27 protein-coding genes are annotated in these 21,500 nt (G+C 69.3%); 10 read left to right on the top strand and 17 right to left on the bottom strand.

The window, feature by feature from the left end; translation table 11 throughout:
- Positions 1 to 32: 32 nt before the first annotated feature.
- The 8 genes from AC1RAD_RS18895 to AC1RAD_RS18860 are packed head-to-tail and all read right to left on the bottom strand — an operon-like array spanning position 33 to position 8,062.
- Entirely contained in the window at positions 33 to 1,079 is a 1,047-nt protein-coding gene (locus AC1RAD_RS18895) for an ABC transporter permease (RefSeq protein WP_070062533.1), read from the bottom strand.
- Complete coding sequence (locus tag AC1RAD_RS18890) at positions 1,076 to 2,584, bottom strand: sugar ABC transporter ATP-binding protein (RefSeq protein ID WP_492736577.1); 1,509 nt, start codon at positions 2,582 to 2,584, stop codon at positions 1,076 to 1,078. Before AC1RAD_RS18890 ends, AC1RAD_RS18895 begins: the two co-directional genes overlap by 4 nt.
- 7 nt (positions 2,585 to 2,591) lie before the next feature.
- Entirely contained in the window at positions 2,592 to 3,674 is a 1,083-nt protein-coding gene (gene torT, locus AC1RAD_RS18885; RefSeq protein ID WP_354343690.1) for a TMAO reductase system periplasmic protein TorT, read from the bottom strand.
- A gap of 52 nt (positions 3,675 to 3,726) precedes the next feature.
- Positions 3,727 to 4,704 carry a 5-oxoprolinase subunit C family protein gene (locus AC1RAD_RS18880; protein WP_492736575.1) on the bottom strand — a complete coding sequence of 326 codons (978 nt, stop codon included), beginning with the start codon at positions 4,702 to 4,704 and terminating at the stop codon, positions 3,727 to 3,729.
- Entirely contained in the window at positions 4,694 to 5,593 is a 900-nt protein-coding gene (locus AC1RAD_RS18875) for a 5-oxoprolinase subunit B family protein (RefSeq protein ID WP_492736573.1), read from the bottom strand. The genes AC1RAD_RS18880 and AC1RAD_RS18875 overlap by 11 nt, the downstream gene beginning before the upstream one ends.
- Positions 5,590 to 6,984, bottom strand: a complete 1,395-nt coding sequence (locus AC1RAD_RS18870) for an acetyl-CoA carboxylase biotin carboxylase subunit (RefSeq protein ID WP_492736571.1) — start codon at positions 6,982 to 6,984, stop codon at positions 5,590 to 5,592. The genes AC1RAD_RS18875 and AC1RAD_RS18870 overlap by 4 nt, the downstream gene beginning before the upstream one ends.
- A gap of 11 nt (positions 6,985 to 6,995) precedes the next feature.
- Positions 6,996 to 7,244, bottom strand: a complete 249-nt coding sequence (locus AC1RAD_RS18865) for an acetyl-CoA carboxylase (protein WP_492736569.1) — start codon at positions 7,242 to 7,244, stop codon at positions 6,996 to 6,998.
- Between the two features lie 41 nt (positions 7,245 to 7,285).
- Complete coding sequence (locus AC1RAD_RS18860) at positions 7,286 to 8,062, bottom strand: 5-oxoprolinase subunit PxpA (RefSeq protein ID WP_492736567.1); 777 nt, start codon at positions 8,060 to 8,062, stop codon at positions 7,286 to 7,288.
- 234 nt (positions 8,063 to 8,296) lie between these two features.
- Between AC1RAD_RS18860 and AC1RAD_RS18855 the strand changes: the two genes are divergently transcribed.
- The 4 genes from AC1RAD_RS18855 (at position 8,297) to AC1RAD_RS18840 (ending at position 10,968) form a co-directional block, all read left to right on the top strand.
- Positions 8,297 to 9,223 (top strand): LysR family transcriptional regulator, encoded by a 927-nt coding sequence (locus AC1RAD_RS18855; protein WP_062477611.1) that lies wholly within the window; start codon positions 8,297 to 8,299, stop codon positions 9,221 to 9,223.
- Between the two features lie 139 nt (positions 9,224 to 9,362).
- Entirely contained in the window at positions 9,363 to 9,647 is a 285-nt protein-coding gene (locus AC1RAD_RS18850; protein WP_056579293.1) for a DUF427 domain-containing protein, read from the top strand.
- Entirely contained in the window at positions 9,644 to 10,393 is a 750-nt protein-coding gene (locus tag AC1RAD_RS18845) for a 2OG-Fe dioxygenase family protein (RefSeq protein WP_492736565.1), read from the top strand. The genes AC1RAD_RS18850 and AC1RAD_RS18845 overlap by 4 nt, the downstream gene beginning before the upstream one ends.
- A 134-nt stretch (positions 10,394 to 10,527) precedes the next feature.
- Positions 10,528 to 10,968, top strand: a complete 441-nt coding sequence (locus tag AC1RAD_RS18840) for a universal stress protein (RefSeq protein ID WP_056579296.1) — start codon at positions 10,528 to 10,530, stop codon at positions 10,966 to 10,968.
- On the opposite strand, the gene AC1RAD_RS18835 is transcribed toward AC1RAD_RS18840, so the two are convergent.
- Positions 10,955 to 11,626 carry an RluA family pseudouridine synthase gene (locus AC1RAD_RS18835; RefSeq protein WP_492736563.1) on the bottom strand — a complete coding sequence of 224 codons (672 nt, stop codon included), beginning with the start codon at positions 11,624 to 11,626 and terminating at the stop codon, positions 10,955 to 10,957. The genes AC1RAD_RS18840 and AC1RAD_RS18835 overlap by 14 nt on opposite strands.
- Positions 11,627 to 11,754: 128 nt before the next feature.
- Between AC1RAD_RS18835 and AC1RAD_RS18830 the strand changes: the two genes are divergently transcribed.
- Complete coding sequence (locus AC1RAD_RS18830) at positions 11,755 to 12,951, top strand: MFS transporter (RefSeq protein ID WP_492736966.1); 1,197 nt, start codon at positions 11,755 to 11,757, stop codon at positions 12,949 to 12,951.
- Positions 12,952 to 12,954: 3 nt separating this feature from the next.
- Here AC1RAD_RS18830 and AC1RAD_RS18825 read toward each other — a convergent pair whose 3' ends face one another.
- Genes AC1RAD_RS18825 through AC1RAD_RS18815 form a run of 3 tightly spaced genes read right to left on the bottom strand, consistent with a single transcriptional unit; the run spans position 12,955 to position 13,666 of the window.
- Entirely contained in the window at positions 12,955 to 13,239 is a 285-nt protein-coding gene (locus AC1RAD_RS18825; RefSeq protein ID WP_139705662.1) for a 2Fe-2S iron-sulfur cluster-binding protein, read from the bottom strand.
- Positions 13,236 to 13,523, bottom strand: a complete 288-nt coding sequence (locus tag AC1RAD_RS18820; protein ID WP_159275966.1) for a VF530 family protein — start codon at positions 13,521 to 13,523, stop codon at positions 13,236 to 13,238. The genes AC1RAD_RS18825 and AC1RAD_RS18820 overlap by 4 nt, the downstream gene beginning before the upstream one ends.
- Positions 13,520 to 13,666 carry a hypothetical protein gene (locus tag AC1RAD_RS18815; RefSeq protein WP_167395057.1) on the bottom strand — a complete coding sequence of 49 codons (147 nt, stop codon included), beginning with the start codon at positions 13,664 to 13,666 and terminating at the stop codon, positions 13,520 to 13,522. Before AC1RAD_RS18815 ends, AC1RAD_RS18820 begins: the two co-directional genes overlap by 4 nt.
- Before the next feature lie 86 nt (positions 13,667 to 13,752).
- On the opposite strand from AC1RAD_RS18815, the gene AC1RAD_RS18810 reads away from it, so the two are divergent.
- Positions 13,753 to 14,271, top strand: coding sequence for a GNAT family N-acetyltransferase (locus tag AC1RAD_RS18810; RefSeq protein ID WP_062477596.1), 519 nt, complete (start codon positions 13,753 to 13,755; stop codon positions 14,269 to 14,271).
- A 90-nt stretch (positions 14,272 to 14,361) separates the two neighbouring features.
- Entirely contained in the window at positions 14,362 to 15,279 is a 918-nt protein-coding gene (locus AC1RAD_RS18805) for a DUF808 domain-containing protein (protein WP_492736560.1), read from the top strand.
- A gap of 26 nt (positions 15,280 to 15,305) precedes the next feature.
- Here the strand turns inward: AC1RAD_RS18805 and AC1RAD_RS18800 are convergent, their stop codons facing one another.
- A complete protein-coding gene (locus AC1RAD_RS18800; protein WP_070062548.1) occupies positions 15,306 to 15,521 on the bottom strand; it encodes a hypothetical protein in 216 nt (71 codons plus the stop codon).
- A 136-nt stretch (positions 15,522 to 15,657) separates the two neighbouring features.
- On the opposite strand from AC1RAD_RS18800, the gene AC1RAD_RS18795 reads away from it, so the two are divergent.
- Positions 15,658 to 16,092 (top strand): hypothetical protein, encoded by a 435-nt coding sequence (locus AC1RAD_RS18795; RefSeq protein WP_492736558.1) that lies wholly within the window; start codon positions 15,658 to 15,660, stop codon positions 16,090 to 16,092.
- A gap of 78 nt (positions 16,093 to 16,170) precedes the next feature.
- Positions 16,171 to 16,968 (top strand): enoyl-CoA hydratase/isomerase family protein, encoded by a 798-nt coding sequence (locus AC1RAD_RS18790; protein ID WP_492736556.1) that lies wholly within the window; start codon positions 16,171 to 16,173, stop codon positions 16,966 to 16,968.
- 16 nt (positions 16,969 to 16,984) lie between these two features.
- Here AC1RAD_RS18790 and AC1RAD_RS18785 read toward each other — a convergent pair whose 3' ends face one another.
- Together AC1RAD_RS18785 and AC1RAD_RS18780 are read right to left on the bottom strand one after the other, a co-directional pair.
- Positions 16,985 to 18,088 (bottom strand): M14 family metallopeptidase, encoded by a 1,104-nt coding sequence (locus AC1RAD_RS18785; protein ID WP_492736555.1) that lies wholly within the window; start codon positions 18,086 to 18,088, stop codon positions 16,985 to 16,987.
- Positions 18,089 to 18,134: 46 nt separating this feature from the next.
- Positions 18,135 to 19,457 carry an MFS transporter gene (locus AC1RAD_RS18780; protein ID WP_492736553.1) on the bottom strand — a complete coding sequence of 441 codons (1,323 nt, stop codon included), beginning with the start codon at positions 19,455 to 19,457 and terminating at the stop codon, positions 18,135 to 18,137.
- 128 nt (positions 19,458 to 19,585) lie between these two features.
- Here AC1RAD_RS18780 and AC1RAD_RS18775 point away from each other — a divergent pair, with 128 nt between their 5' ends.
- On the top strand, positions 19,586 to 20,488 hold the full coding sequence (locus tag AC1RAD_RS18775; RefSeq protein WP_492736551.1) for a LysR substrate-binding domain-containing protein: 903 nt from the start codon (positions 19,586 to 19,588) through the stop codon (positions 20,486 to 20,488).
- Between the two features lie 15 nt (positions 20,489 to 20,503).
- Here AC1RAD_RS18775 and AC1RAD_RS18770 read toward each other — a convergent pair whose 3' ends face one another.
- Both AC1RAD_RS18770 and AC1RAD_RS18765 read right to left on the bottom strand, forming a co-directional pair.
- A complete protein-coding gene (locus AC1RAD_RS18770; RefSeq protein WP_157755147.1) occupies positions 20,504 to 20,869 on the bottom strand; it encodes a hypothetical protein in 366 nt (121 codons plus the stop codon).
- Between the two features lie 139 nt (positions 20,870 to 21,008).
- The gene (locus AC1RAD_RS18765; protein WP_492736549.1) at positions 21,009 to 21,326 is read right to left on the bottom strand and encodes a hypothetical protein; all 318 of its coding nucleotides are present in this window, start codon (positions 21,324 to 21,326) and stop codon (positions 21,009 to 21,011) included.
- Between the last annotated feature and the right edge of the window lie 174 nt (positions 21,327 to 21,500).

Raw genomic sequence — 21,500 nt, 5'->3', positions numbered from 1 at the left:
GAGATTCCTTTGTTGCTTGTATTGGGGGGCGCTCAATGGCTGCCCGGCGCCACCATGCGATGGCGGATCTGGTCGGCGACCACGGCCACGATCAGCAGGGCGCCCAGCACCACCATCTGCAGGTACGAGCCCACGCTGGCCAGGTTCATGCCGTTCTGCACCAGGCCGATGAAGATCGCGCCCATCACCACGTTGGGCACGCGGCCGATGCCGCCGCGCAGGCTCACGCCGGCGATCACGCAGGCCGCAATCGATTCGAGCGCCACGGTGCCGCCGAGGTTGGCCTCGCCGGTTTCCACGCGCGCCGTGAGCAGCAGGCCGCTCACGGCCGCCAGGCCCGCGCACAGCAGGTAGGCCATGAGCAGCACGCGGCGCGTGTCGATGCCCGACAGCGCCGCGGCCTTGGCGTTGCCGCCCACCGCGAGCAGGTGCGTGCCGGTCGGCAGGCGGCCCATGAGCACGCCCATGCCGGCCACGCACACGGCCGTCACCAGGATCGGCACCGGCACGCCGAGCACGGTGCCGAAGCCGAACAGCTCGCTGAACTGCGCCGGCATGCCCGACACCGGCACGCCGCCCGTGAGGAACAGCGCAAAGCCGAAGCCGATCGACTGCACGCCCAGCGTCACGATGAAGGGCGACACGCCGATCACCGCCACGCCGAAGCCATTGACCAGGCCCACCACCAGCCCGGCCAGCATCCCGCAGGCGCAGCCCACGAGCACCACCATCCAGGCCGCGTCGGGAAAGGCCGCGCCCAGCGCCTGCATGGCGAGCGCGGAGACCACCGAGGTGATCGCCATCACCGTGCCCACCGACAGGTCGAAGCCGCCGGTGACCAGCGCCAGCATCTGGCCCAGCGACACGAGGATCAGGTAGACCGACTGGCGCAGCAGGTTCACGAGGTTCTGCACCGTGAGGAACTGGTCGGACAGCGTGGCGAACACCACGCAGGCGATCACCAGCATGAAGGGCAGCACGCCCAGGCGCAGGAAGAGGCTGCGCAGCAGACCGAGGGCGCGCCCGGCCAGGCCGGGCGTGGGAGCCGCGGGGGCGGCGGTGAGGGAAGGCGAAGTCATGAGGAGGGGTTCTCGCTGGGGCCGAAAAACAGGTTGAGCACGGCGGTTTCCTGGATGGCGTCGCCATGCAGCTCGCCGGCGATCTCGCCGCGGCACATCACGTACACGCGGTGGCTCAGGTGCAGCACCTCGGGCAGGTCGGACGAGATCACGACCACCGCGGCGCCGCCTTCGCAGAGCTTGCGGATCACCTCGTACAGCGCGCTGCGGGTGCCGACGTCGACGCCGACCGTGGGCTCGTCGAACACGTAGAGCGCGGCGTCGCGCGTCATGCCCTTGCCGAACAGCACCTTCTGCTGGTTGCCGCCCGAGAGCAGGCCCACGGGCCGTTCGAGGTTGCGCGGCGCGAGCTCGACGCGCTCGGCGGCCGTCGTCGAAAGCCGGCGCCCGAGGCGCTTGCGCAGCCAGCCGCCGCGCCCGCGCAGCGGACCGTGCACCAGCGGCAGCGTGATGTTGGCGCGCGACGTGAAGCCGAGCACCAGACCTTCGCCCTTGCGGTCGGGCGGCAGGTAGAACAGGCCCTCGTCGAGCAGCTGGCGCACCGTCGCGCCGGTGCGCGGCCGGCCCTTGAACAGTACGCGGCCTTCGCTCACGGGATCGAGCCCGTAGATCGCGCGGAACAGCTCCGACTTGCCGCAGCCGACCAATCCGGCCAGCCCGACCACCTCGCCGCGCCGCACCGTGAGGCTGGCATGGCGCACGCCGTTGGGCGAGGCCAGCCCTTCGACCTGCAGCACCACCTCGCCGGGGTTGGCCGTGATGCGCGGGTAGATGTTGTCGATGGCGCGCCCGCTCATCAGCTCGATGAGCCGGTCGGCGCTGGTCGCATGCGCGTCCACCGTCGTGACCTTGCGGCCGTCGCGCAGCACCGTGATGCGGTCGGCGATCTGCGCGATCTCCTGCATGCGGTGCGAGATGTAGACGATGCCCACGCCGCGCGCCTTCAGCCGCGCCACCAGTTCGAACAGGCGCTGCGTCTCGGTGTCGGTGAGCGAGGCCGTGGGCTCGTCGAGGATCAGCACCGACACCTCGCCGCGCAGGCCCTTGGCGATTTCCACCATCTGCTGCTGCGCGCGCGTGAGGCCCGCCACGGGCGCGTCGACGTCGATCTCGAAGCCCAGGTCGGCCAGCATCGTGCGGGCGCGCTCGCGCACCGCCGCGCGGTCGAGCAGGCCGCCCTGGCACGGCTCCTCGCCCAGGCTCAGGTTCTGCGCCACCGACAGCGTGGGGATCAGCGAGAACTCCTGGAACACCGCGCTGATGCCGTGGCGCCGCGCGTCGTGCACGTTGGCGAACTTCACCGGCGCGCCGTGCATGCGGATCTCGCCCGCGGTCGGCACGTTGGCGCCGGCCAGCAGCGAGATCAGCGTGGACTTGCCGGCGCCGTTTTCGCCGAACAGCACATGCACCTCGCCGGCGCGCAGCTCGAAGTCCATCGCATCGAGCGCGAGCACGCCGGGGTAGCGTTTGCCCAGGCCGAGGGTCTGCAGCAGCACGGGAGCCATGGCCGGCCTACTTGACCTCGAACACCGGCTTGAAGCCGGTCGGCGGCAGGATGTCGGCCTGCTTCACGGTCTTGATGTTGCCGGCGTCGACCACGAAGATCTTCGGGCCGACGTGCTTCACCACGTCCTTGTTCTCCAGCAGGCGCACGGCCTGGTCGACCGCGATGCGGCCCTGGATCACCATCGAGTCGGCCGGCGCGGCCACGATGCGGCCCTTCTGGATGCCTTCGTACACGCCCGGCGTCATGTAGAACGAGAGCACCTGCACCTTCTTGTCGAGGTTGCGCGCGCGCAGGATGCCGGTGGCGGCCTCGGCGGTCACTGCCGTGCCGGCGACGTAGGCCAGGTCGGGGTTGCCCTGCAGCACGTCCTCGACCAGCTTGGCCTGCGCCTCCTTGCCGGTGTCGCCGTACTTGGGGTCGAGCACCGTCACGGCGCTGCCCTTGATCGCTTCCATGAAGCCCTTGTGCGCGGCCTCGACCCAGCCCGCGCCGGCCGGGCCGGGGAACCAGCCGACCTTCACCGGCGGCGAGCCTGCGGGGTGCTTCTTGGCGAGGTACTCGCCGGTCGACTGGCCCATCGTGTAGAACGACACCAGCGACTTCGCCGACAGGTCGGGCGAGCTGATGCCGTTGACCAGGTCGATCACCGGCACCTTCTTCGCGGCCGTGGCCTTGATGACGTTGTTCAGCCCGTCGCCCGAGATCGCGCCGATGACCACCGCGTTGGCGCCGCGCGCCACGCAGTCCTCGATCTGCGAGACCTGCTTGCCCAGGTTGGTGTAGCCGCCCGCGTCGACCACCTGCAGCTTCACGCCCAGGCGGCGCGCCTCCTCGATCACGCCGTAGTCCACGCCGAGCCAGTAGGCGTCCTTCATGTGCGGGAACGACACGCAGATGTCCCACTTCTTCGACGCCTTGGCCAGCGGCGTGTAGTCGATGGGTTTCTTCGTGCCCTCGGCCGAGAAGGCGGGCTCGGTGGCCTCGGCCTTGTAGGGAAACCAGTCGGCGGCCGAGGCCGGGGCATGCCACGCCAGGGCGGTGGCGAGCGAAGCGGCGATCAATGAAACGCGCAGGGGCGAGCTGTTCATGAAGAACTCCTTGGGTGACAGCGGTGAAGAAAAAGGGGAGGACGGGCGCGCGTCAGGCCGCGAGTGCGGCCCGCAGGCGGTCGAGCCGTCGTCGGCGTTCGGCGCGGGCTTCGAGCGCCTGCGCCATGTCGACCTCGACGAAGCGCGCCTTGTGGTTGGGCTGCATCTGGGCGATGAGGTCCATGTCGGCGCTGATGACCGTGCCGACCATCGCATAGCCGCCGCCCGAGACCGCATCGCGGTGCAGGATGATCGGCTCGCGCCCGCCCGGCACCTGGATGGAGCCGTACGGGTAGCCCGCATCGACGATGTTCGACGGGTCGTCGCCCGCGCCGAAGGGCGGCGTGCGGTCCTGGAACTTCAGCGGCGTGCCGTGCTTGTAGCGGTAGCCGATGCGGTCGGCCTCGGAGCCGACGGTCCAGGTGTCGGCGAAGAAGCTTTGCACCGACACCTCCTGCAGGCGGTGGAAGTAGATGCCCGGCAGCACGCGCAGGGCCACTTCCTTCTCGAGCACCGGCAGCAGCGCGGCATCGACCGTGCGGCCTGCGCGGGCGCCGGCAGCGGGCGTGCCCACGGGCAGCTTGTCGCCGGCCAGCAGCTTGCGGCCGTTGAAGCCGCCGAACGCACCCAGGCCGTAGGTCGAGCGGCTGCCCAGCACCACCGGCACGTCGATGCCGCCGGCCACGGCGATGCACATGCGCGCGCCGAGCTTCATGAAATCAAAGCTCAGCTTGTCGCCGGCCTGCACCGCGAACGATGTGTTGCGCGGCGCTTCATTGCCGTTGAGCTTGATCTTCGCGTCGGCGCCGGTCACCGCCACCAGCGCGGGTGCGTCGAACTGCAGCTCGGGCCCGAGCAGCGTGCTTTCGATGACGGCTGCGCCTTCGTCGTTGCCGACCAGCAGGTTCGCGAGCACCAGGCTTTGCTGGTCGAGCGCGCCCGACAGCGGAATGCCCAGGTGGTAGTAGCCGGGGCGGCCGGCGTCCTGCACGCTGGTCGCGAGGCCGGGCTTGAGGACTTCAATCGCCATGGAGCACCTTCAGGAGCTGTTGGTTGTAGCCGTCGGGGTCGGCCAAAAATTCGTTGAGCGAGAACGACACGGGCGCGATGCGCAGCGCGTAGGTGCCGGCCTCGACCTGCGCCACCTGGCGGTCGTACTCGGCGCGGTCGATGGGCTTCCACTTGACGATGTCGCCGGGCTGGAAGAACACCATCAGGTCCTTGAGGTACGACAGCCGCTGGGCCGGGTCGAAGATCGGCGCGGGCGTGACGCCGAACATCTGGTAGCCGCCCGCGCCGCGCACCGAGTAGATGCAGCTGAAGCAGCCGCCGTGGCCCAGCGTGAGCTTGGGCGTGTCGGTGCGCGGGCTCAGGTACTTGGGCACCTGGATCTGGCGCTGGCGTTCGACCATCTGGAACAGGAAGGGCAGGCCGGCCACGAAGCCGACCATCGACACGAACCACGGCGCCGACGAGTGCGCCTCGATGAAGGCCTCGACCGAAGCGTGGCCGTTGATGCGCGCGGCGTACTCGATGTCGGTGCTCGACGGGTCCTGGTGGCGCTCGCGAAAACGCATCAGCGTCTCGTGCGTCCACGGGTCGTTGTAGAGCACCGGGATCTCGACGATGCGCGTCTGCATCTGCAGGTCGGCATCGCCCAGGCCCGCTTCGATCTCCTTCAGCGTGGCCAGCAGCGTGTCGGGCGCGATCGCATCGGGGTCGAAGCGCACGAGGTAGGCGGCGTTGGCCGGGCAGATCTCGGTCACGCCGGGCAGCGCGCGACGGCGCAGCTCGTTGCAGATCGCCATGCCCTTGAAGAAGGCGGGCAGCGACATCTCTTCGCTGATCTCGACGAACAGGTGCTCGTCGCCGCCGAAGCTGTAGCGGGCCTGGACGGGGAGGGTGCTTGCAGCGGTCATGCGGCCACCTTCAACATGGGAGGCGCGTCGGCGAGTGGATTCGCCGCGAGCCAGGTTTCGAGAAAACCGGTGTGGAACTCGGCCTTGGCGACATCCGCGTCCTCGCACAGCGCGCGGTGCAGTGGGATCGTCGTATGGATGCCGTCCACCTGCAACTCGTCGAGCGCACGGCGCATGCGGGCCAGCGCACTGGCGCGGTCGGTGTCGTGCACGATGAGCTTGCCGAGCAGCGAGTCGTAGTAGGCCGGCACGGTGTAGCCGGGAAACAGGAAGGTGTCGAAGCGCACGCCCGGGCCGCCCGGCACCACGAGCTGCGACACGAGGCCGGGGCTCGGCATGAAGTTCTTCGCCGCGTTCTCGGCGTTGATGCGCACCTCGATGGCCGCGCCGGTCAGGCGGATGTCGTCCTGCTGCAGGCGCAGCGGCTGGCCGAGCGCGATGCGCAGCATTTCCTTCACGAGGTCGACGCCGGTGACCATCTCGGTGATCGGGTGCTCGACCTGGATGCGCGTGTTCATCTCGATGAAGAAGAACTCGCGCGTGTCGTCGTCGTACAGGTATTCGAGTGTGCCCGCGCCGCGGTAGGCCACGGCGCGTGCGAGCCGCAGTGCCGATTCGCACAGCGCGGCGCGCGTGGCCTCGCTGATGGCGGCCGAGGGCGCTTCTTCCCACACCTTCTGGCGGCGCCGCTGCAGCGAGCATTCGCGCTCGAAGCAGTGCACCACGCGCTCGCCGTCGCCCAGGATCTGCACTTCGATGTGGCGCGCCTGGCGGATGAAGCGTTCGAGGTACACCTCGCCGTTGCCGAAGGCCGCCTGCGCTTCGGCGGTGGCGGTGGCGAACTGCTGGCGCAGCTCGGCTTCGTCGTGCGCCACGCGGATGCCGCGCCCGCCGCCGCCGGCCGAGGCCTTGATCATGATCGGGTAGCCGATGTCCTTCGCCACCTCGACGGCGGTGTCCGGGTCGGTCACCACGCCCGCGCTGCCGGGCACGGTGGGCACGCCGGCGCGCAGGGCGGCGGCGCGTGCCGCGGCCTTGTCGCCCATGGTGCGGATCGCATGCGGCGTCGGGCCCACGAACACCAGGCCCGCGGCCTCGACGCGCTCGGCGAACGCGGCGTTCTCCGAGAGAAAACCGTAGCCCGGATGCACCGCGCCGGCGCCGCTGTCGGCGGCGGCCTGCAGGATCGCGTCGATGCTCAGGTAGCTCTTGGTGGCGTGCGCCGGGCCGATGCGCACGGCCTTGTCAGCCATGCGCACCGCGAGGCTCTGCGCGTCGGCGTCGCTGTAGACGGCGACGGTCTTCAGCCCCAGCTCCTTGGCGGCGCGGATGATGCGCACCGCGATCTCGCCCCGGTTGGCGACCAGCAGTGTGTCGAATGCGGCGGTCATGGGCAGCTGCCTCAGGCCGTTTCGATGACGGCCAGCAGCTGGCCCGGATCGACCGGCTCGCCGTTCTCGACCGCGAAGCGCGCCAAGCGCCCGGCCGCGTCGGCTGTGACTTCGCTGAACTGCTTCATCACCTCGACCAGGCCGAGCACGTCGCCCACGGCCACGGTGTCGCCTTCGGCCTTGAACGGCGGCGCGTCGGGCGCCGAGCGGCGGTAGAAGGTGCCCGGCAGCGGGCTCAGGACTTCATGGGTAGCGGACATCGGGACACTCCTGGAACAGGTTCGGGTAACGAGGAAAAAACTCAGGCGGGCTTGGCCAGGCCTGCAACTTCGATGCCGTTGTCGGCAAGGGCGCGCCGCGTGGCCTGCACCAGCGCGAGCGCGCCGGGCGTGTCGCTGTGGATGCAGACCGAGTCGAAACCGACCGCCACGTCCTGGCCTTCGACCGTGCGCACCACGCCCTCGGTGCAGGCGCGCAGCACCTTGGCGGCCACGGCCTCGGGGTCGAGCGCGCCGACGCGGCGCGTGAAGACGATGGAGCCGCTCAGGTCGTAGTCGCGGTCGGCATAGAACTCGCGCACCACCGGCTGGCCCAGCTCGCGCGCCACCTGGAAGGTGACGGACGATTCCATGCAGAACAGGCGCAGCGTGGGTTCGATCTGCTGCAGCGCGGTGATGAGGGCGCGCGACAGCGCCTCGTCGCGCGCCGCATGCATGTACAGCGCGCCGTGCGGCTTGATGTGCTGCAGCGTCATGCCGGCCAGGCGCGCGAACTCGCGCAGCGCGCCGAGCTGGTAGACCATGTCGTTCACCAGCTCGTCGGCCGGTGCGGTGATGTGGCGGCGCCCGAAGCCCACGAGGTCGCGAAAGCCCGGGTGTGCGCCGATGCCCACGCCGTGTTCGCGGGCCAGCAGCACCATCCTGCGCATGATGTTCGGGTCGCCGGCATGGAAGCCGGTCGCGATGTTGGCCGAGCTGATCAGCGGCATGAGCTGCTCGTCCACGCCGTCGCCGATGGTCCAGGGGCCGAAGCCTTCGCCCATGTCGGAATTCAGATCGATCCGCGTTGTCTTCGTCACGTCGTCCCGCCTTTGTGTGGTGCGCATCGCCAAGGGGGCGATGCAGGTTGGCGCGAAGGTTAGCCAGCGGTCGAAAGGCCGAAAAGCATTGTTTTCAGGCGGCCCGGTATCTGAAAAACAGATGCTGCAAGCCGCCGGATTGGGCGCTACGCTGGAGGGAAGCGATCGCGCGGTATCGGGTTTTCGCCCGAGGCGGGCAGCGCGTATCCGTAAATACCCTAGGAAGACGGCGCCATGTCCCTGACCCTTCGCCAGCTCAAGTACTTCTCTGCGGTGGCCGAGGTGGGGCGCATCTCGCACGCGGCGCTGCAGCTGAACATCTCGCAGTCGGCCGTGACCACCGCGATTCGCGAACTCGAGGAGCTGATGGGGCAGCAGCTCTTCGAGCGGCACCCGCATGGCGTGGAACTCACCAAGGCCGGGCGCCGTTTCCTGAGCCACGCCTACGCGGTGCTGTCGGCGGCGGACGAGGCGGTGCGCATGCCGCACGAGGGCGAGAACGTCGAGGGCTCGCTCACCATCGCGGCCAGCTACACGGTGCTGGGCTACTTCCTGCCGCACCACCTGCAGCGCTTCGAGCAGCTGCATCCGCAGGTGACGGTGAAGGTGCACGAGGTGGCGCGCGAGGCCATCGAGGAGGGCCTGATCACGCAGCGCTACGACATCGGCGTGGTGCTCACCTCGAACGTGGTGCTGCGCGAGCTGTCGCTCGAAACTTTTTTCGGCTCGCAGCGCCGGCTGTGGGTGCCGGCCAAGCACCCGCTGCTCGACAAGGCCGAGGTGACGCTGGCCGACGTGGCGGCCGAGCCGTACATCATGCTCACGGTCGACGAGGCCGCCGCCACCGCGCTCAAGTACTGGAGCAAGACGCCGCACCAGCCGCAGATCCGGCTGCGCACGAGTTCGGTGGAAGCGGTGCGCAGCACGGTGGCCAACGGGCTGGGCGTGACGGTGCTGTCGGACATGGTCTACCGCCCGTGGTCGCTGGAGGGCAAGCGCATCGAGACCATCAACCTGCGTGACGCGGTGCCCACGATGAACATCGGCCTGGGGTGGAAGCAGGGCGTGGAGTTTTCGCCGGCGATGACCGCGTTCCGCAACTATTTCCGGCAGCTCTTTCTCGAGCCGGCATCGGGGCGCACGGGGCGCGGCCGCGCCTGACACGGCCGGGGAAACCCTGCCGGCATCGGGCCGGGATGACCCGGCGCAAGGAAAGCACGTCGCGCCAGCGTCACAATAGCCGCTGTCCCGAGCGCGCAATGCGGCATCGGCACCTTGCACCTCCCCGGAGATCGATCCCATGAAAGCAACCTGGAACGGCGTCACCATCGCCGAAAGCGACGACACCGTGCTCGTCGAAGGCAACCACTACTTCCCGATGAGTTCGCTCAACCGCGACGTGGTCACCTTCAGCAACCACAAGACCACCTGCCCGTGGAAGGGCTCGGCGAACTACTACTCGCTGCTGGTCAACGGCGAGCTGCACGCCGACGCCGCCTGGTACTACCCCGACCCGAAGCCCGAAGCCGAGGAAATCCGTGACCGCGTCGCGTTCTGGAAGGACGTGAAGGTCAGCGCCCAGTGAGCACCGCCGCCTTCGCTCCCCCGTTCACGCCGCCGGCCGAACTGGCCGGGGCGCTGCGCGAGCACGGCTACGCGGTGCTCAGCCCGCAGGGCGTGTGCGACTGGCTCGGCGTGCCGCTGGCGCAGCTCGAGGCGCTGCACGCCGACTGGAACGACCTGCCGCCCGACGAATACCTGAAGGATGGCGGGCGCTACCGCACGCGGCGCCATGCCTGCTTCACGGTCGAGGCCGACGCCACGCTGGCGCAGGTGCCGCACCGCGCGCACTGGCAGCCGGTCGAATACAACGCGCTGCACGGTGGCATGCAGCGCTGGTTTGCGCCGATGCTCGAGGCCACGGTGGCGCAGCCCGTGTGGCAGCGGCTGATGCAGCAGCTGGGCCAGGTGAGCAGCGACATGCGCGGTGCACCGCAGCGCTGGTACGTGGAAGCGCACCAGTTCCGCATCGACACCGCCGGCGGCATCGGTCGCCCGACGCCCGAAGGCGCGCACCGCGACGGTGTCGACCTGGTGGCGGTGGTGCTGATCGGGCGCCAGGGCATCAAGGGCGGCGAGACGCGCGTGTTCGAGGCCAACGGCCGGCGCGGCGAGCGCTTCACCATGACCGAGCCGTGGACGCTGCTGCTGCTGGACGACGCGCGCGTGATCCACGAATCGACGCCGATCCAGCCGCTGGAAGAGGGCGGCGATGGGTGGCGCGACACGCTGGTGGTCACCTGCCGGTCTGAGGGTTTCCAGGGGGATTGAGACGCCTGCGGACTTCGCTGGTCGGAGTCCTACAGGGCGGGTTCTGCATAGCGGTTAAATTCGGGGCCCGACCCGGTGCGAACCGGGTCCGTCAGTCTGTCTGTCTGTCTGCGAACGCTAAGCGAGGTCCCGCCATGTTCAATCACATCCTGGTCCCCATCGACGGCTCCGAAACTTCCATGCTCGCGGTCAGCAAGGCCAGCGGTCTCGCCCTGGCCTTCGGCAGCCGCATCACGCTGATCCACGTGATCGACAACTACCCCTTCATCGGCGTGGGCGCGGACTATGCGCTCGGCCAGAACGAATACCTCGCGGCGGCCACCGCCAGCGCCAACGCGGCGCTCGCACGCGGCGTGGCCGCCCTGGCGGCCGAAGGCCTGCACAGCGACCAGCGCGTGATCGACGGCCACGTGGTGCACGAAGGCATCGTGGACACCGCCATCGCCATCGCGGCCGACCTGATCGTGATGGGCTCGCACGGGCGCAGCGGCATCGAGAAACTGCTGCTGGGCAGCGTGACGCAGCGCGTGCTGCAGGACGCCACCATGCCGGTGCTCGTCGTCAAGGGCCGCTGAGCACGAAGCCCGCCGCACGTTCGAAGTGCAACGGCTCCCGCGTCGCGGGATGCACGAACCCCAGTTCCCTGGCATGCAGCAGCAGGCGCGGCGCGCGTGCCTGCAGCGCGGCGTCGCCGTACAGCGCATCGCCCAAAATCGGGTGCCCGATCGACAGCAGGTGAACGCGCAGCTGGTGTGAGCGGCCGGTGAGCGGCTCCAGCAGCACGTGCGTGGCCGCAGGGCCGCCGGGCGGCGACACGCTGCTCAGCGCGCGCCAGCGCGTGAGGCTGGGCTTGCCCGCCGGGTCGATCTTCTGCAGCGGCCGACGTGGCCAGTCGGCCATCAGCGGGGCGTCGATGAGCGACCAGTCATCGCGCTGCGGCATCACACCGTCGACGATGGCTTCGTAGCGCTTGTGCACCTCGCGGTCGGCGAAGGCCGCGCTCAGGGCGCGTTGCATCTCCAGGCCGCGCGCCATCACCACGAGGCCGCTGGTGCCCATGTCGAGCCGGTGCACGATGAGCGCGTCGGGCCACTGGCGCTGGGCGCGCGCGCTCAGGCAGTCCTGCTTGTCCTCGCCGCGCCCGGGCACGCACAGCAGGCCGGCAGGCTTGTCGAGCACCAGCAGGTGGGCGTCTTCGTGGACGGGGAGCAGGTCGGGCGGCGAAGCGGTCATGGGGACGACGAGTGTAGAGAGGCTCAGAAAGCCGGAAGAAGGCTGGGCTATCCTCGACCGATATGCCCGGCGCTGCTTCTTCTCCCTTGTCTCCCACGTTCACCGACCTGAGGCGCGAGCGCCCCTTCATGCAGCTGTGGGTGGCGCGCCTCTTTGGCACCGCCGCCTCGCAGATGATGCTCGTGGCCATCGGCTGGCACATGTACGAGTTGACCGGCAGCGCGTGGGACCTGGGCCTGGTGGGCCTGTACCAGTTCGTGCCCGCGCTGCTGCTGGCGCTGCTGGCCGGCCACGTGGTGGACCGGCACCACCGGGGCCGCATCGTGGCGGTGTGCTTCGCGGTGCAGGGCACGGTGGCCTTGGCGCTGCTGTTCGCGGTGCTGCACAGGAACGACACGCGCGGGCTGCTGCTCGGGCTGTCGCTGGTGCTGGGCGCGGTGCGCGCCTTCCAAATGCCGGCGCAGCAGGCGCTCACGCCGCTGCTGGTGCCGCCGCTGCTGCTGTCGCGTGCGATGGCGTTCAGCTCGGCCGGCATGCAGGGCGCGATCATCGGCGGCCCCGCGCTCGGCGGGCTGCTGTTCGTGGCGGGCATGGCGGTGGTGTACGGCGCGAGCGTGCTGTGCTTCGCGGTGGCCTGCGTGCTGGTGCTGCGGCTGCGCTACGACCACGCCCCGGCCGCGCGCGAGCCGGTCACGCTGGCCACGGTGTTCGCGGGCGTCAATTTCATCTGGAAGCGCAAGCCGGTGCTGGGCGCCGTGTCGCTCGACCTGTTCGCCGTGCTGCTGGGCGGCGCGGTGGCGCTGCTGCCGATCTATGCCAAGGACATCCTGCACACCGGCCCCTGGGGCCTGGGCCTGCTGCGCAGCGCACCGGCGGTGGGCGCACTGGTGATGTCGATCGCGCTCACGCGCCGGCCGGTCGAGCGCAACGTGGGGCGCACGCTGCTGCTGGCGGTCGGGGCGTTCGGGCTGTGCATGGTGGTGTTCGGGCTGTCGAAGAGCTTTCTCGTCTCGCTCATTGCGCTCGCGGTGTCGGGCGGGGCCGACATGGTCAACGTCGTGATCCGCCAGACGCTGGTGCAGCTGGAAACGCCCGACGCCATGCGCGGGCGGGTGAGCGCGGTCAACTCGATCTTCATCGGCGCGAGCAACCAGCTCGGCGAGTTCGAGTCGGGCGCCACGGCGGCGCTGCTGGGGCCGGTCGGCTCGGTGGTGCTCGGCGGCGTGGGGACGATGCTGGTGGCGCTGACGTGGTTCCGGCTGTTTCCGTCGCTGGCGCAGCGCGACCGGCTGGTGGTCGCGGCACCGGCTTCGGCGCGGTCCTGATCGTCAGTCGAAGAGGGCGCGCGCCTGCGGCGTGTCGAGCGTGAGGTCGCTCTGCGCCACGGCCACGCACGGAAGAATCCAGCCGTCGATCTTTTCGTCGAAGCTCAGGCCCGGCCATTCGATGAGGTGGCGGCTCTCGCCCGACAGGCGCTGACAGATGCAGGTGCGGCAGGTGCCGTTGCGGCACGAACTGGGCAGCTCGATGCCGGCCGCCTCCGCCGCATGCAGCAGCGTGACGCCCGCCTCGGCCTCGAATTCGAGGCCCGACGGTTCGAGACGGACCTTCATCGCGCGGGAGGTTCTTGCTGCTGTTGCTGTTCGCGGCGTTGCTCGCGCAGCATGAAGAGGTACAGGCTCTCGACCTTGTCGCGCGCCCAGGGGGTCTTGCGCAGGAACTTGAGGCTGGAACCCACGCTGGGCTCGCTGATGAAGCAGCGGATCGGCACCAGGTGCCCCAGCTGCTCCCAGCCGTAGTAATCGGCCAGCGCAGTCACGATGGCCTCCAGCGTGAGGCCATGCAACGGGTTGCGCGGCTGCGCCGGCTTGGGGGCGGGCGCGGGAGTGTCGGTCACTTGTTCTTGAGCTTGCCGCGCGGAATCACTGCCGTGGTGACAGTGCGCACGGGCTCGATGCCGCCGGTGGGTGCCTTCGGCGGCGAGGTGTCCTTCTTCGGTTTCTTCGCTTCCTTGTTGGTGCGTTGCTGACCCTTGGCCATGTGCTTTCTCCAGTTGATACGTGCGGATGCGGGAGGAGTTTAGCGGTGCGGCGACAATAGCCGGTTCCACACGTTTTTCCGCTTTCATGTCCGATTACGAAGTTCGCCCCGCCACGATGCGCGACGCCAAGGCCGTCGCCGAAGTCCATGCCCTCTCTGCCAAGGCCGCCTACGAAGGCATCCTGTCCGAAGACGACCTGCGCGTGCTGGCCCCCGCCTCGCGCGAGGCCAAGTGGCGCGAGGCCATCGAGTTCAGCGAACCCCAGGTCCATGTGGTGACGCACGGCAGCGAGATCGTCGGCTTCGTGGGCTTCGACCGCTCGCGCGACCCCAAGACCCCGCCCACCACGGGCGAGATCTGGGCCATCTACGTCAAGCCCGAGCACTGGGGCAAGGGCGCCGGCGTGGCCCTGTGGGACGCCGCCCGCGAAGGCCTGGCCGAAGAAGGCTGCACCACGGTCACCATCTGGGTGCCGCTGCGCAACGACCGCGCCATGCGCTTCCATGAACTCGCCGGCTTCAAGCGTGAGATGAAGACCGCCAAGACCACGGCGCTGGGCACCGTGCGCGTCGAAGAGATTCGCCTGAAGCGGGCGGTGGACTGATCCACCCCCGGATGCCGCGTACGGTCTTCACCGGCGCGGCCATCGGCTGCGGATAAGCTCGCCGCTTCTTCCACAGCCTGACTTTCGCCCATGGCCACCAGCCTGCTCCTGCTGCTCGACGACATCGCCACCGTGCTCGATGACGTCTCCGTCCTCACCAAAGTTGCTGCCAAGAAGACCGCCGGGGTGCTCGGCGACGACCTCGCGCTGAACGCGCAGCAGGTCACCGGCGTGCGCACCGAGCGCGAGCTGCCGGTGGTGTGGGCCGTGTGCAAGGGCTCCCTCGTCAACAAGGCCATCCTGGTGCCGGCCGCACTGGCCATCGGCACCTGGCTGCCCTGGCTGGTGACGCCGCTGCTCATGGTGGGTGGCGCGTTCCTGTGCTTCGAGGGCGCCGAGAAGCTGGTCCACAAGTTCCTGCACAAGCAGGAGCACGAGGCCGACACCGCGCGCCACCAGCAGGCCGTGGCCGACACCACGGTCGACGTGGTCGCGGTCGAGAAGGACAAGATCAAGGGCGCGGTGCGCACCGACTTCATCCTCTCGGCCGAAATCATCGCCATCACGCTGGGCACCGTGCAGGGCCAGCCGTTCACGACGCAGCTCAGCGTGCTGGTCGGCATCGCGCTGATCATGACGGTGGGCGTCTACGGCCTCGTGGCCGGCATCGTGAAGCTGGACGACGCGGGCCTGTACCTGAGCCAGCGCAGCAGCGCGGCGGCGCGCGCCCTGGGCCGCGGCATCCTGGCGGCGGCGCCCTGGCTCATGAAGGGCCTGTCGGTGGCTGGCACGGCCGCCATGTTCCTCGTGGGCGGCGGCATCCTGGTGCACGGCGTGCCGGCGTTCGGCCATGCGGTCGAAGACTGGGCCAAGGCCACGGGCGGCGTGTTCGGCACGCTGGGCTCGATGGGCGTCAATGCCGTCGTCGGCATCGTGGCCGGCGCCATCGTGCTGGCCGTGGTGGAACTCGTCGGCAAGCTGCGCGGCAAGAAGGCGGCGGCGCACTGAGCGCCTGCTGACCTTGCGGCCGGGCCTCAGCGCTCCGGCTTGCCGCGCTGGAACAGGCCGACGCCGACCAGCGCCACCCCCAGCGCGAGCGCGAACCAGCCGACGAGGTACGCGCCGGCCACCATCTCGAACCAGCGCGTGCCCTGCAGGAAGCGCGGCCCCAGCAGCACGGCGACGCCGATCAGGAGGCAGAGGATGCCGCGCTCGATGGTGCGCAGCTGTCGTTGGGGGCGTCGGGCCATGGGGGTCTTTGCAAAGGAAAACGGAAGCGGCCATTGTCCCGCGCCGCGTGGAGAGGCCGGTAGCCGCCTGAAAACGTCGCGTGCGCGCATCGCTCGGCGCGCAAAAATGCTTCCAAACGTTGCAGAATCGCAGGCCATGCCATACCGCCACCTGCCCACCGGTTCCGCCTTCTTCCTTCCGTTGCGACGCGCCTGCGTGGGCGCCTCGCTGGCCCTGCTGGCCGCCACGGCCTTCGCGCAGCCGCAGCCCGACCCCGCCGGTTTTCCGATGGACTCGGTCGGCTACCTCAACGAGGAGCTGCCGCGCATGGAAGCGGCCATTGCCGCGAAGGACCGCAGCTTCTTCCTCGGCGCGATGACGCGCATGGTGCAGTTCTCCGAGCGCTGGGGCTTCAAGGCCAAGGCCAACCCCGAGCTGGCCGCCTACCCGATGTGCACGGCGGCCGTCATGGACTACGCGGTGGTCGGCATGTGCAGGCTGAACCCCGCCGACGACGCCTGCGAGCCGGGCCTGGCGCCGCGTTTCGATGCGAACGTGAAGCGCTGCCGCGAGCTGGCCGCGCAAAAATAGGCCTCCGGCCTTTCGTCCTTCCTCTCACCGAACGAAGTCCCCGCGCCATGGCCGTGCGTGCGGGGCGGAGACACACGCATGGACTACACCCGCTACCAGACCCTCGCCCTCACGCGCCGCGGCGCGAACGGCGCGGTGCTCGACATCCAGATGCGCGCTGCCAACGGCAAGCTGCCCACGGCCGGCCATGACGGCCATCGCGAGCTGGCCGAGATCTGGCGCGACGTGGCGGCCGACGACACGGTGCGCTGTGCCGTGCTGCGCGGCGAGGGCATGGGCTTCTCGGGCGGCGGCGACCTGGGCATGGTGCAGGACATGACCACCGACGACACCGTGCGCCAGCGCGTGTGGAAGGAAGCGCGCGACCTGGTCTACAACCTCGTCAACTGCGACAAGCCCATCGTCAGCGCCATGCACGGCCCGGCCGTGGGCGCGGGGCTGGTGGCGGGGCTGCTGGCCGACATCTCCATCGCCACGAAGAACGCGAAGATCGTCGACGGCCACACCCGCCTGGGCGTGGCGGCGGGCGACCATGCGGCCATCGTCTGGCCGCTCTTGTGCGGCATGGCCAAGGCCAAGTACCACCTGCTGCTGTGCGAGCCGGTGAGCGGCGAGGAAGCTGAGCGCATCGGCCTGGTGTCGCTGGCGGTGGACGAGGCCGACCTGTTGCCGCGCGCCTACGAGATCGCCGACCGCCTGGCGGCCGGCAGCCAGAGCGCGATCCGCTTCACCAAGTACGCGCTGAACAACTGGCTGCGCCAGGCCGGGCCGACCTTCGACGCCTCGCTGGCGCTGGAGTTCATGGGCTTCGCGGGCGCCGACGTGCGCGAAGGCGTGGCCTCGCTGCGCGAGAAGCGCGCGCCGAACTTCGGCTGAGCCGAAGCCCGTCGGGTCAGGCCTTGCTCAGCCCTTGCAAGGTCTGCAGGAGCACGACGCGGGTCTGCCCCAGCACCATGCCCTTCCACTCGTCGTTGTCGCAGTAGAACGCGTCGCGCAGGCGGCGGCGGATCTCGCGCTTCTGCGCTTCGGGCGCCTCGGGGTGGCGGCGCAGCCAGGTGTCGGCGCGCAGGCGGTCGAGCACTTCCAGGTCGGGCAGCGTGCCGAATTCGAGGCCCATGGGCGCGACGCGCGCGTTCGGGCATTCGTCGTAGGCGGTCGAGATCACCGGGCCCGACACGTCGGCCGAGGCCGAGTCGCCCGCGAACGGCGCGAACACGTCGGCACCCCACCAGGCGTGGGCCAGCGCGAGGTCTTCGGGCGTGTTGCGGCCCGGGTAGATCTTTTCGCCGTGGCCGTAGGGGCCCAGGCCGGTGTGCACGTCGATCCAGCCCAGGTGCGTGGCCGAGGCCGCGTAGCCGCGCAGGATGGCGCGGATGGTGCGGTTGCTCCACGACGGCGCGGTGCCGCCGTAGAAGAGGCCGTCGGGCGAGGTGTACTGCCCGCGTGTGACGGCCGCGCGGAAGGCGGTCATGCCGTGCGTGGCGATGTAGCTCGCCACCGCCGCGTCGTCGGCCGGCGTCGGCGGCCAGTTGGCGGGCAGCACCAGCGGCTCCACGTCGGCGTACTCGGCGTTCACCGGCAGCGGTGCGCTGAAGTCGATGTGGTTGCGGTTCAGGTCGATGTTGTCTTCGTTGGTGCGGTGCAGGTGCGAGAAGCCGTGCGGGTTCACCGCATGCACCAGCAGCAGCGCGACGCCCGCGCGTTCGAGGCGCGCGAGCAGGTCGGCGTCGTTCAGCGTGGCCACCTGGGCGCCCGAGCCGCAGAAGCCCTCGGGGCCGTGCGTGCCCGAGGTGACGAGCAGCACCTTTTTCGCGTCGGCCGCGCCGATCAGCGCGACGTCGGTGGCGAGTTCTTCGCCGAGCGCGCCGCGGTGCGTGGGGTGCACGAACGACTCGAGGGTGGCGCCGCGCGCCGCGGCGGCCTCGAGGAACTTGGCGCGGGCTTCGACGTACGTGCCCGAGAAATGGCGGGTGGCGGCGGTGGCAGGCTGGGACATGGCGGGAAGATTCCTGTGCATGAAGGCGGGAAGGAGGAAGACGGTATCAGGCCGGCGCGTGGGCGCTGGCCGCATCGATGTCGCGGCCCGTGTGGTCGCGCAACCAAAGGAGCCCGAGCAGCGACACCAGCGTCATCCCCACCAGGTACCAGGCCGGCGCGAGCTTGCTGCCGGTGGCGTTGACCAGCCAGGTGCTGACGAAGGGCGCGAAGCCGCCGAACAGTGCCACGCCCACGCTGTAGACCAGCGACATGCCGCTCGCGCGCACGCGCTTGGGAAACATCTCCGGCAGCATCGTGATGCCCGGCACCGTCTGCACCACCAGGCCGATGCTCAGCACGCCGAGCACGGTGAACAGCACCACGGGCGTGGGCGAGGCGTTGAGCCACAGGAAGCCCGGGTAGATCAGGATCGCCATCACGATGCGGCTCCAGAGGATGAGCGTCTTGCGGCCCACGATGTCCGACCACTTGCCCACGAAGGGCGCGAGCGCGAACGACAGCAAGCCCGTGAGCGCCGCGCCGAACAGCGCCACCGAGGGCGTGAGGCCCAGCTCGCGCACGGCGTAGGTCGGCATGTAGAAGGTGACCACGTAGGCCGCCGTGGTGCCGCCCACCAGCGCGAGGATGGCGGCCAGCACCGTCCTGCCGTGCTGCGTGCAGACGATCTTCAGGCTGCTCTCGCGCGGCGCCTTGGCGTCTTCCGGCGAGATGTGCAGCGATTCTTCGAGGTGGCGGCGGATGTACATGCCCACCGGCGCGATCAGCATGCCGAGCACGAACGGCACGCGCCAGCCCCAGCTCTGCATGGCTTCGGCGGACAGCGAGACGGTCAGCACGCCGACCACCACGGCACCCATCAGCACGCCCAGACCCTGGCTCGCGAACTGCCAGCTCGCCATGTAGCCGCGGTTGGCCGGCGTGGCGTGCTCCACCAGCAGCGTGGTCGATGCGCCCACCTCGCCGCCGGCCGAGAAGCCCTGGATCAGGCGCGCCAGCACGATCACGATCGGCGCCGCGACGCCGATGCTCGCGTAGGTCGGCGTGAACGCGATCAGCGCGCAGCCCAGCGCCATCAAAAAGATCGTGAGCGTCATCGCCTTCTTGCGGCCCGCGCGGTCGGCGTACGCGCCGATCACGATGCCGCCCAGCGGCCGCATGATGAAACCGACGCCGAAGCTCGCCACCGTCAGCAGCAGCTGGCCGTAGGAGCTGAAGGTGGGGAAGAACAGCTTGCCGATCACCAGCGCGAGAAAGCCGTAGACGGTGAAGTCGAAGAACTCCAGGCCGTTGCCGATGGTGGTGGCCACGATGGTCTGGCGCCGGCGGGCCGGCGAGGAAGGCGAGGGCTGGGAAGCGGGGGTGTTCATGTGTCTCCTGTGTGTATCGGGGGCGCAGGCCGCGTGGGCTCGAACCGCGGCGGATGCTAGAGACTCGACGCTGTCATGAAAAGACAATAATTGGGCGTCAACGATAACTTTTGGTTGTCACTCCAAAGATGAAACCCAATCAGTTGCATGCCTTCGTGGCCGTGGTCGAGCAGCTCAGCATCCGCGCCGCCGCGCGCGTGCTCGGCATTTCGCAGCCGGCCGTGACCAAGATCGTGCGCGAGCTGGAGCGCGAGGTCGGCGCGCCGCTGGTGGAGCGCAGTGTGAAAGGCGTGCGGCTCACGCAGTTCGGCCTGGCCTTCGCGCCGCGCGCGCGGCTGCTGCTGGCCGACATGGAACGCGCCCGCGACGAGATTGCGCAGATCCGCGACGGCGCCACCGGCTCCGTTTCGCTGGCCGTGAGCGCCTCGTTCGCGCTCACCGTGCTGCCCGCCGCCTTCAAGGACTTCCACACCCGCCTGCCCGCGGTCGACGTGCAGTTCAGCGAGGCCGTGCTGCCGTGGATGCTCGCGCGGCTGCGCGACGGGTATCTCGACTTCGCGGTGGCGCACATCGTGCCCGGCACGCTCGATCCGCAGTTCGAGGCGCTGGAGCTGTTTCCGGTGCAGCTGGTGGTCGGCCTGCGCGAGCGCCATCCGCTGCGCAATGCGCGCTCGCTGAACGACCTTTATGCCGCCGAATGGGTCCTGCCGGGCGACGACCATGGCGGAACCAACGCCGTGGCGCCGCTGTTCACCCCGCTCGGGCTGTCGCCGCCCACGCGCGTGCTGCAGGGCCACTCGGTCACCGTGGCGCTGGCGCTGGTGGGGCACATGGATTTGATCGGCCTCTTCGTCGAGCCGCTCGCAGGGCTCAGCTTCAAGCGCCACGGCATCCGCCGCGTCGACGTGCGCGAGACGCTGCCGGTGCTGAACGTGTGCGTGGTGCGCCGGCGCGGGCAGCCGTCGACGCCGGCGGCGCAGCACTTCATCGAGTGCATTCAGCGGGCGTCGGCGGCGGCGGTGAAGGGGTAGCGGAGGCAGGGCGGCTCAACTCCAGAGCAGCAGCACCACGAGAGCGATGCCGGCGTAGGCGGCCAGGTAGCCGACGCCTGTCAGTAGCAGCGCGAAGCCGACGAGGTAGATCATGCGTCGCCCCCAATCCGGCGCGCTCGGTACGCAACGCCAATAGATCAGCGCGGCCGCGAGGATCAGCACTCCCGCGAATAGACGGACGAAGAAGATCGCGATCTCGGGAGGAAAAAGGACCGACTGGTACAGCCAGATACCGAGGAATCCCGTCAGCGGGATCGAGGCCGCCCAAGCGAGCACGCCAAGTGCGAGGCGGCCCGCCGTTTTCATTGGGTGGCCTTCGTACAGCATGGATTTCGGCGCCGAATGCTCGTTGGCAGTCATGAATTTCCTCCCTGATTGGCGTTTCGAAATGGAACGCTCTGGAGGCGATGCTAGGGGCGCGAGCGCCAAAACACTGTTCTCAAATGAGGCTTCCGCTCATTCCCGTCAAGCCGCCGGGCCAAGCTTCCCTGGCCCCAGCTCAACGCCAGAACAACACCAGCGCCACGAAAAGCAGTTTGACGCCGAAGGCCACGAGGGCGCTGGCGACCACCATCAGCGCCACGAAGGCGACGAAGTAGGCCACGCGTCGGCCCCAGTGCGGCACGCTCGGCACGGCATACCAGTAGAGCAGCGCGGCCGCGCCGAGGTTGATGGCCTGGACCGCATACATGGTGACGCGCGAGGCTTCGGGCGAGTCAAGGACCGACGGGCCCAGCCACATGCACAGAAGTCCCAGCAGCGGAACCACGGTGACCCAGGCGAGCACGCCGAGCGCCAGGCGTCCGGCCGTCTTCATCACAGGGCCTCCCGTCCGGTCGATGTTTCACTGGCAGTCATGAATTCCTCCTTGATGGCGTTTCGACATGGAACGCTCTGGCGTCCGATCCTATCGGCAGGGTCCGGCAACTGTTGTCAAATGAGAACTCCTCTCATCCATAATCCCTCCCGCTTCCGCACGCCGGAAGCGTCA

This window comes from Variovorax sp. GW823-FHT04B03, from assembly GCF_058796495.1.
Note: the sequence above shows the minus strand (reverse complement) of the source record. Positions and strands in the feature narration are given on the sequence as shown.

What these genes read in the sequence shown, in the direction of transcription:
- AC1RAD_RS18895 (WP_070062533.1), bottom strand. Translation starts at nt 1,079, where the DNA reads ATGACTTCGCCTTCCCTCACCGCCGCCCCCGCGGCTCCCACGCCCGGC.
- AC1RAD_RS18890 (WP_492736577.1), bottom strand. Translation starts at nt 2,584, where the DNA reads ATGGCTCCCGTGCTGCTGCAGACCCTCGGCCTGGGCAAACGCTACCCC.
- torT (WP_354343690.1), bottom strand. Translation starts at nt 3,674, where the DNA reads ATGAACAGCTCGCCCCTGCGCGTTTCATTGATCGCCGCTTCGCTCGCC.
- AC1RAD_RS18880 (WP_492736575.1), bottom strand. Translation starts at nt 4,704, where the DNA reads ATGGCGATTGAAGTCCTCAAGCCCGGCCTCGCGACCAGCGTGCAGGAC.
- AC1RAD_RS18875 (WP_492736573.1), bottom strand. Translation starts at nt 5,593, where the DNA reads ATGACCGCTGCAAGCACCCTCCCCGTCCAGGCCCGCTACAGCTTCGGC.
- AC1RAD_RS18870 (WP_492736571.1), bottom strand. Translation starts at nt 6,984, where the DNA reads ATGACCGCCGCATTCGACACACTGCTGGTCGCCAACCGGGGCGAGATC.
- AC1RAD_RS18865 (WP_492736569.1), bottom strand. Translation starts at nt 7,244, where the DNA reads ATGTCCGCTACCCATGAAGTCCTGAGCCCGCTGCCGGGCACCTTCTAC.
- AC1RAD_RS18855 (WP_062477611.1), top strand. Translation starts at nt 8,297, where the DNA reads ATGTCCCTGACCCTTCGCCAGCTCAAGTACTTCTCTGCGGTGGCCGAG.
- AC1RAD_RS18850 (WP_056579293.1), top strand. Translation starts at nt 9,363, where the DNA reads ATGAAAGCAACCTGGAACGGCGTCACCATCGCCGAAAGCGACGACACC.
- AC1RAD_RS18840 (WP_056579296.1), top strand. Translation starts at nt 10,528, where the DNA reads ATGTTCAATCACATCCTGGTCCCCATCGACGGCTCCGAAACTTCCATG.
- AC1RAD_RS18835 (WP_492736563.1), bottom strand. Translation starts at nt 11,626, where the DNA reads ATGACCGCTTCGCCGCCCGACCTGCTCCCCGTCCACGAAGACGCCCAC.
- AC1RAD_RS18830 (WP_492736966.1), top strand. Translation starts at nt 11,755, where the DNA reads ATGCAGCTGTGGGTGGCGCGCCTCTTTGGCACCGCCGCCTCGCAGATG.
- AC1RAD_RS18825 (WP_139705662.1), bottom strand. Translation starts at nt 13,239, where the DNA reads ATGAAGGTCCGTCTCGAACCGTCGGGCCTCGAATTCGAGGCCGAGGCG.
- AC1RAD_RS18815 (WP_167395057.1), bottom strand. Translation starts at nt 13,666, where the DNA reads ATGGCCAAGGGTCAGCAACGCACCAACAAGGAAGCGAAGAAACCGAAG.
- AC1RAD_RS18810 (WP_062477596.1), top strand. Translation starts at nt 13,753, where the DNA reads ATGTCCGATTACGAAGTTCGCCCCGCCACGATGCGCGACGCCAAGGCC.
- AC1RAD_RS18805 (WP_492736560.1), top strand. Translation starts at nt 14,362, where the DNA reads ATGGCCACCAGCCTGCTCCTGCTGCTCGACGACATCGCCACCGTGCTC.
- AC1RAD_RS18800 (WP_070062548.1), bottom strand. Translation starts at nt 15,521, where the DNA reads ATGGCCCGACGCCCCCAACGACAGCTGCGCACCATCGAGCGCGGCATC.
- AC1RAD_RS18795 (WP_492736558.1), top strand. Translation starts at nt 15,658, where the DNA reads ATGCCATACCGCCACCTGCCCACCGGTTCCGCCTTCTTCCTTCCGTTG.
- AC1RAD_RS18790 (WP_492736556.1), top strand. Translation starts at nt 16,171, where the DNA reads ATGGACTACACCCGCTACCAGACCCTCGCCCTCACGCGCCGCGGCGCG.
- AC1RAD_RS18785 (WP_492736555.1), bottom strand. Translation starts at nt 18,088, where the DNA reads ATGTCCCAGCCTGCCACCGCCGCCACCCGCCATTTCTCGGGCACGTAC.
- AC1RAD_RS18780 (WP_492736553.1), bottom strand. Translation starts at nt 19,457, where the DNA reads ATGAACACCCCCGCTTCCCAGCCCTCGCCTTCCTCGCCGGCCCGCCGG.
- AC1RAD_RS18775 (WP_492736551.1), top strand. Translation starts at nt 19,586, where the DNA reads ATGAAACCCAATCAGTTGCATGCCTTCGTGGCCGTGGTCGAGCAGCTC.
- AC1RAD_RS18770 (WP_157755147.1), bottom strand. Translation starts at nt 20,869, where the DNA reads ATGACTGCCAACGAGCATTCGGCGCCGAAATCCATGCTGTACGAAGGC.
- AC1RAD_RS18765 (WP_492736549.1), bottom strand. Translation starts at nt 21,326, where the DNA reads ATGAAGACGGCCGGACGCCTGGCGCTCGGCGTGCTCGCCTGGGTCACC.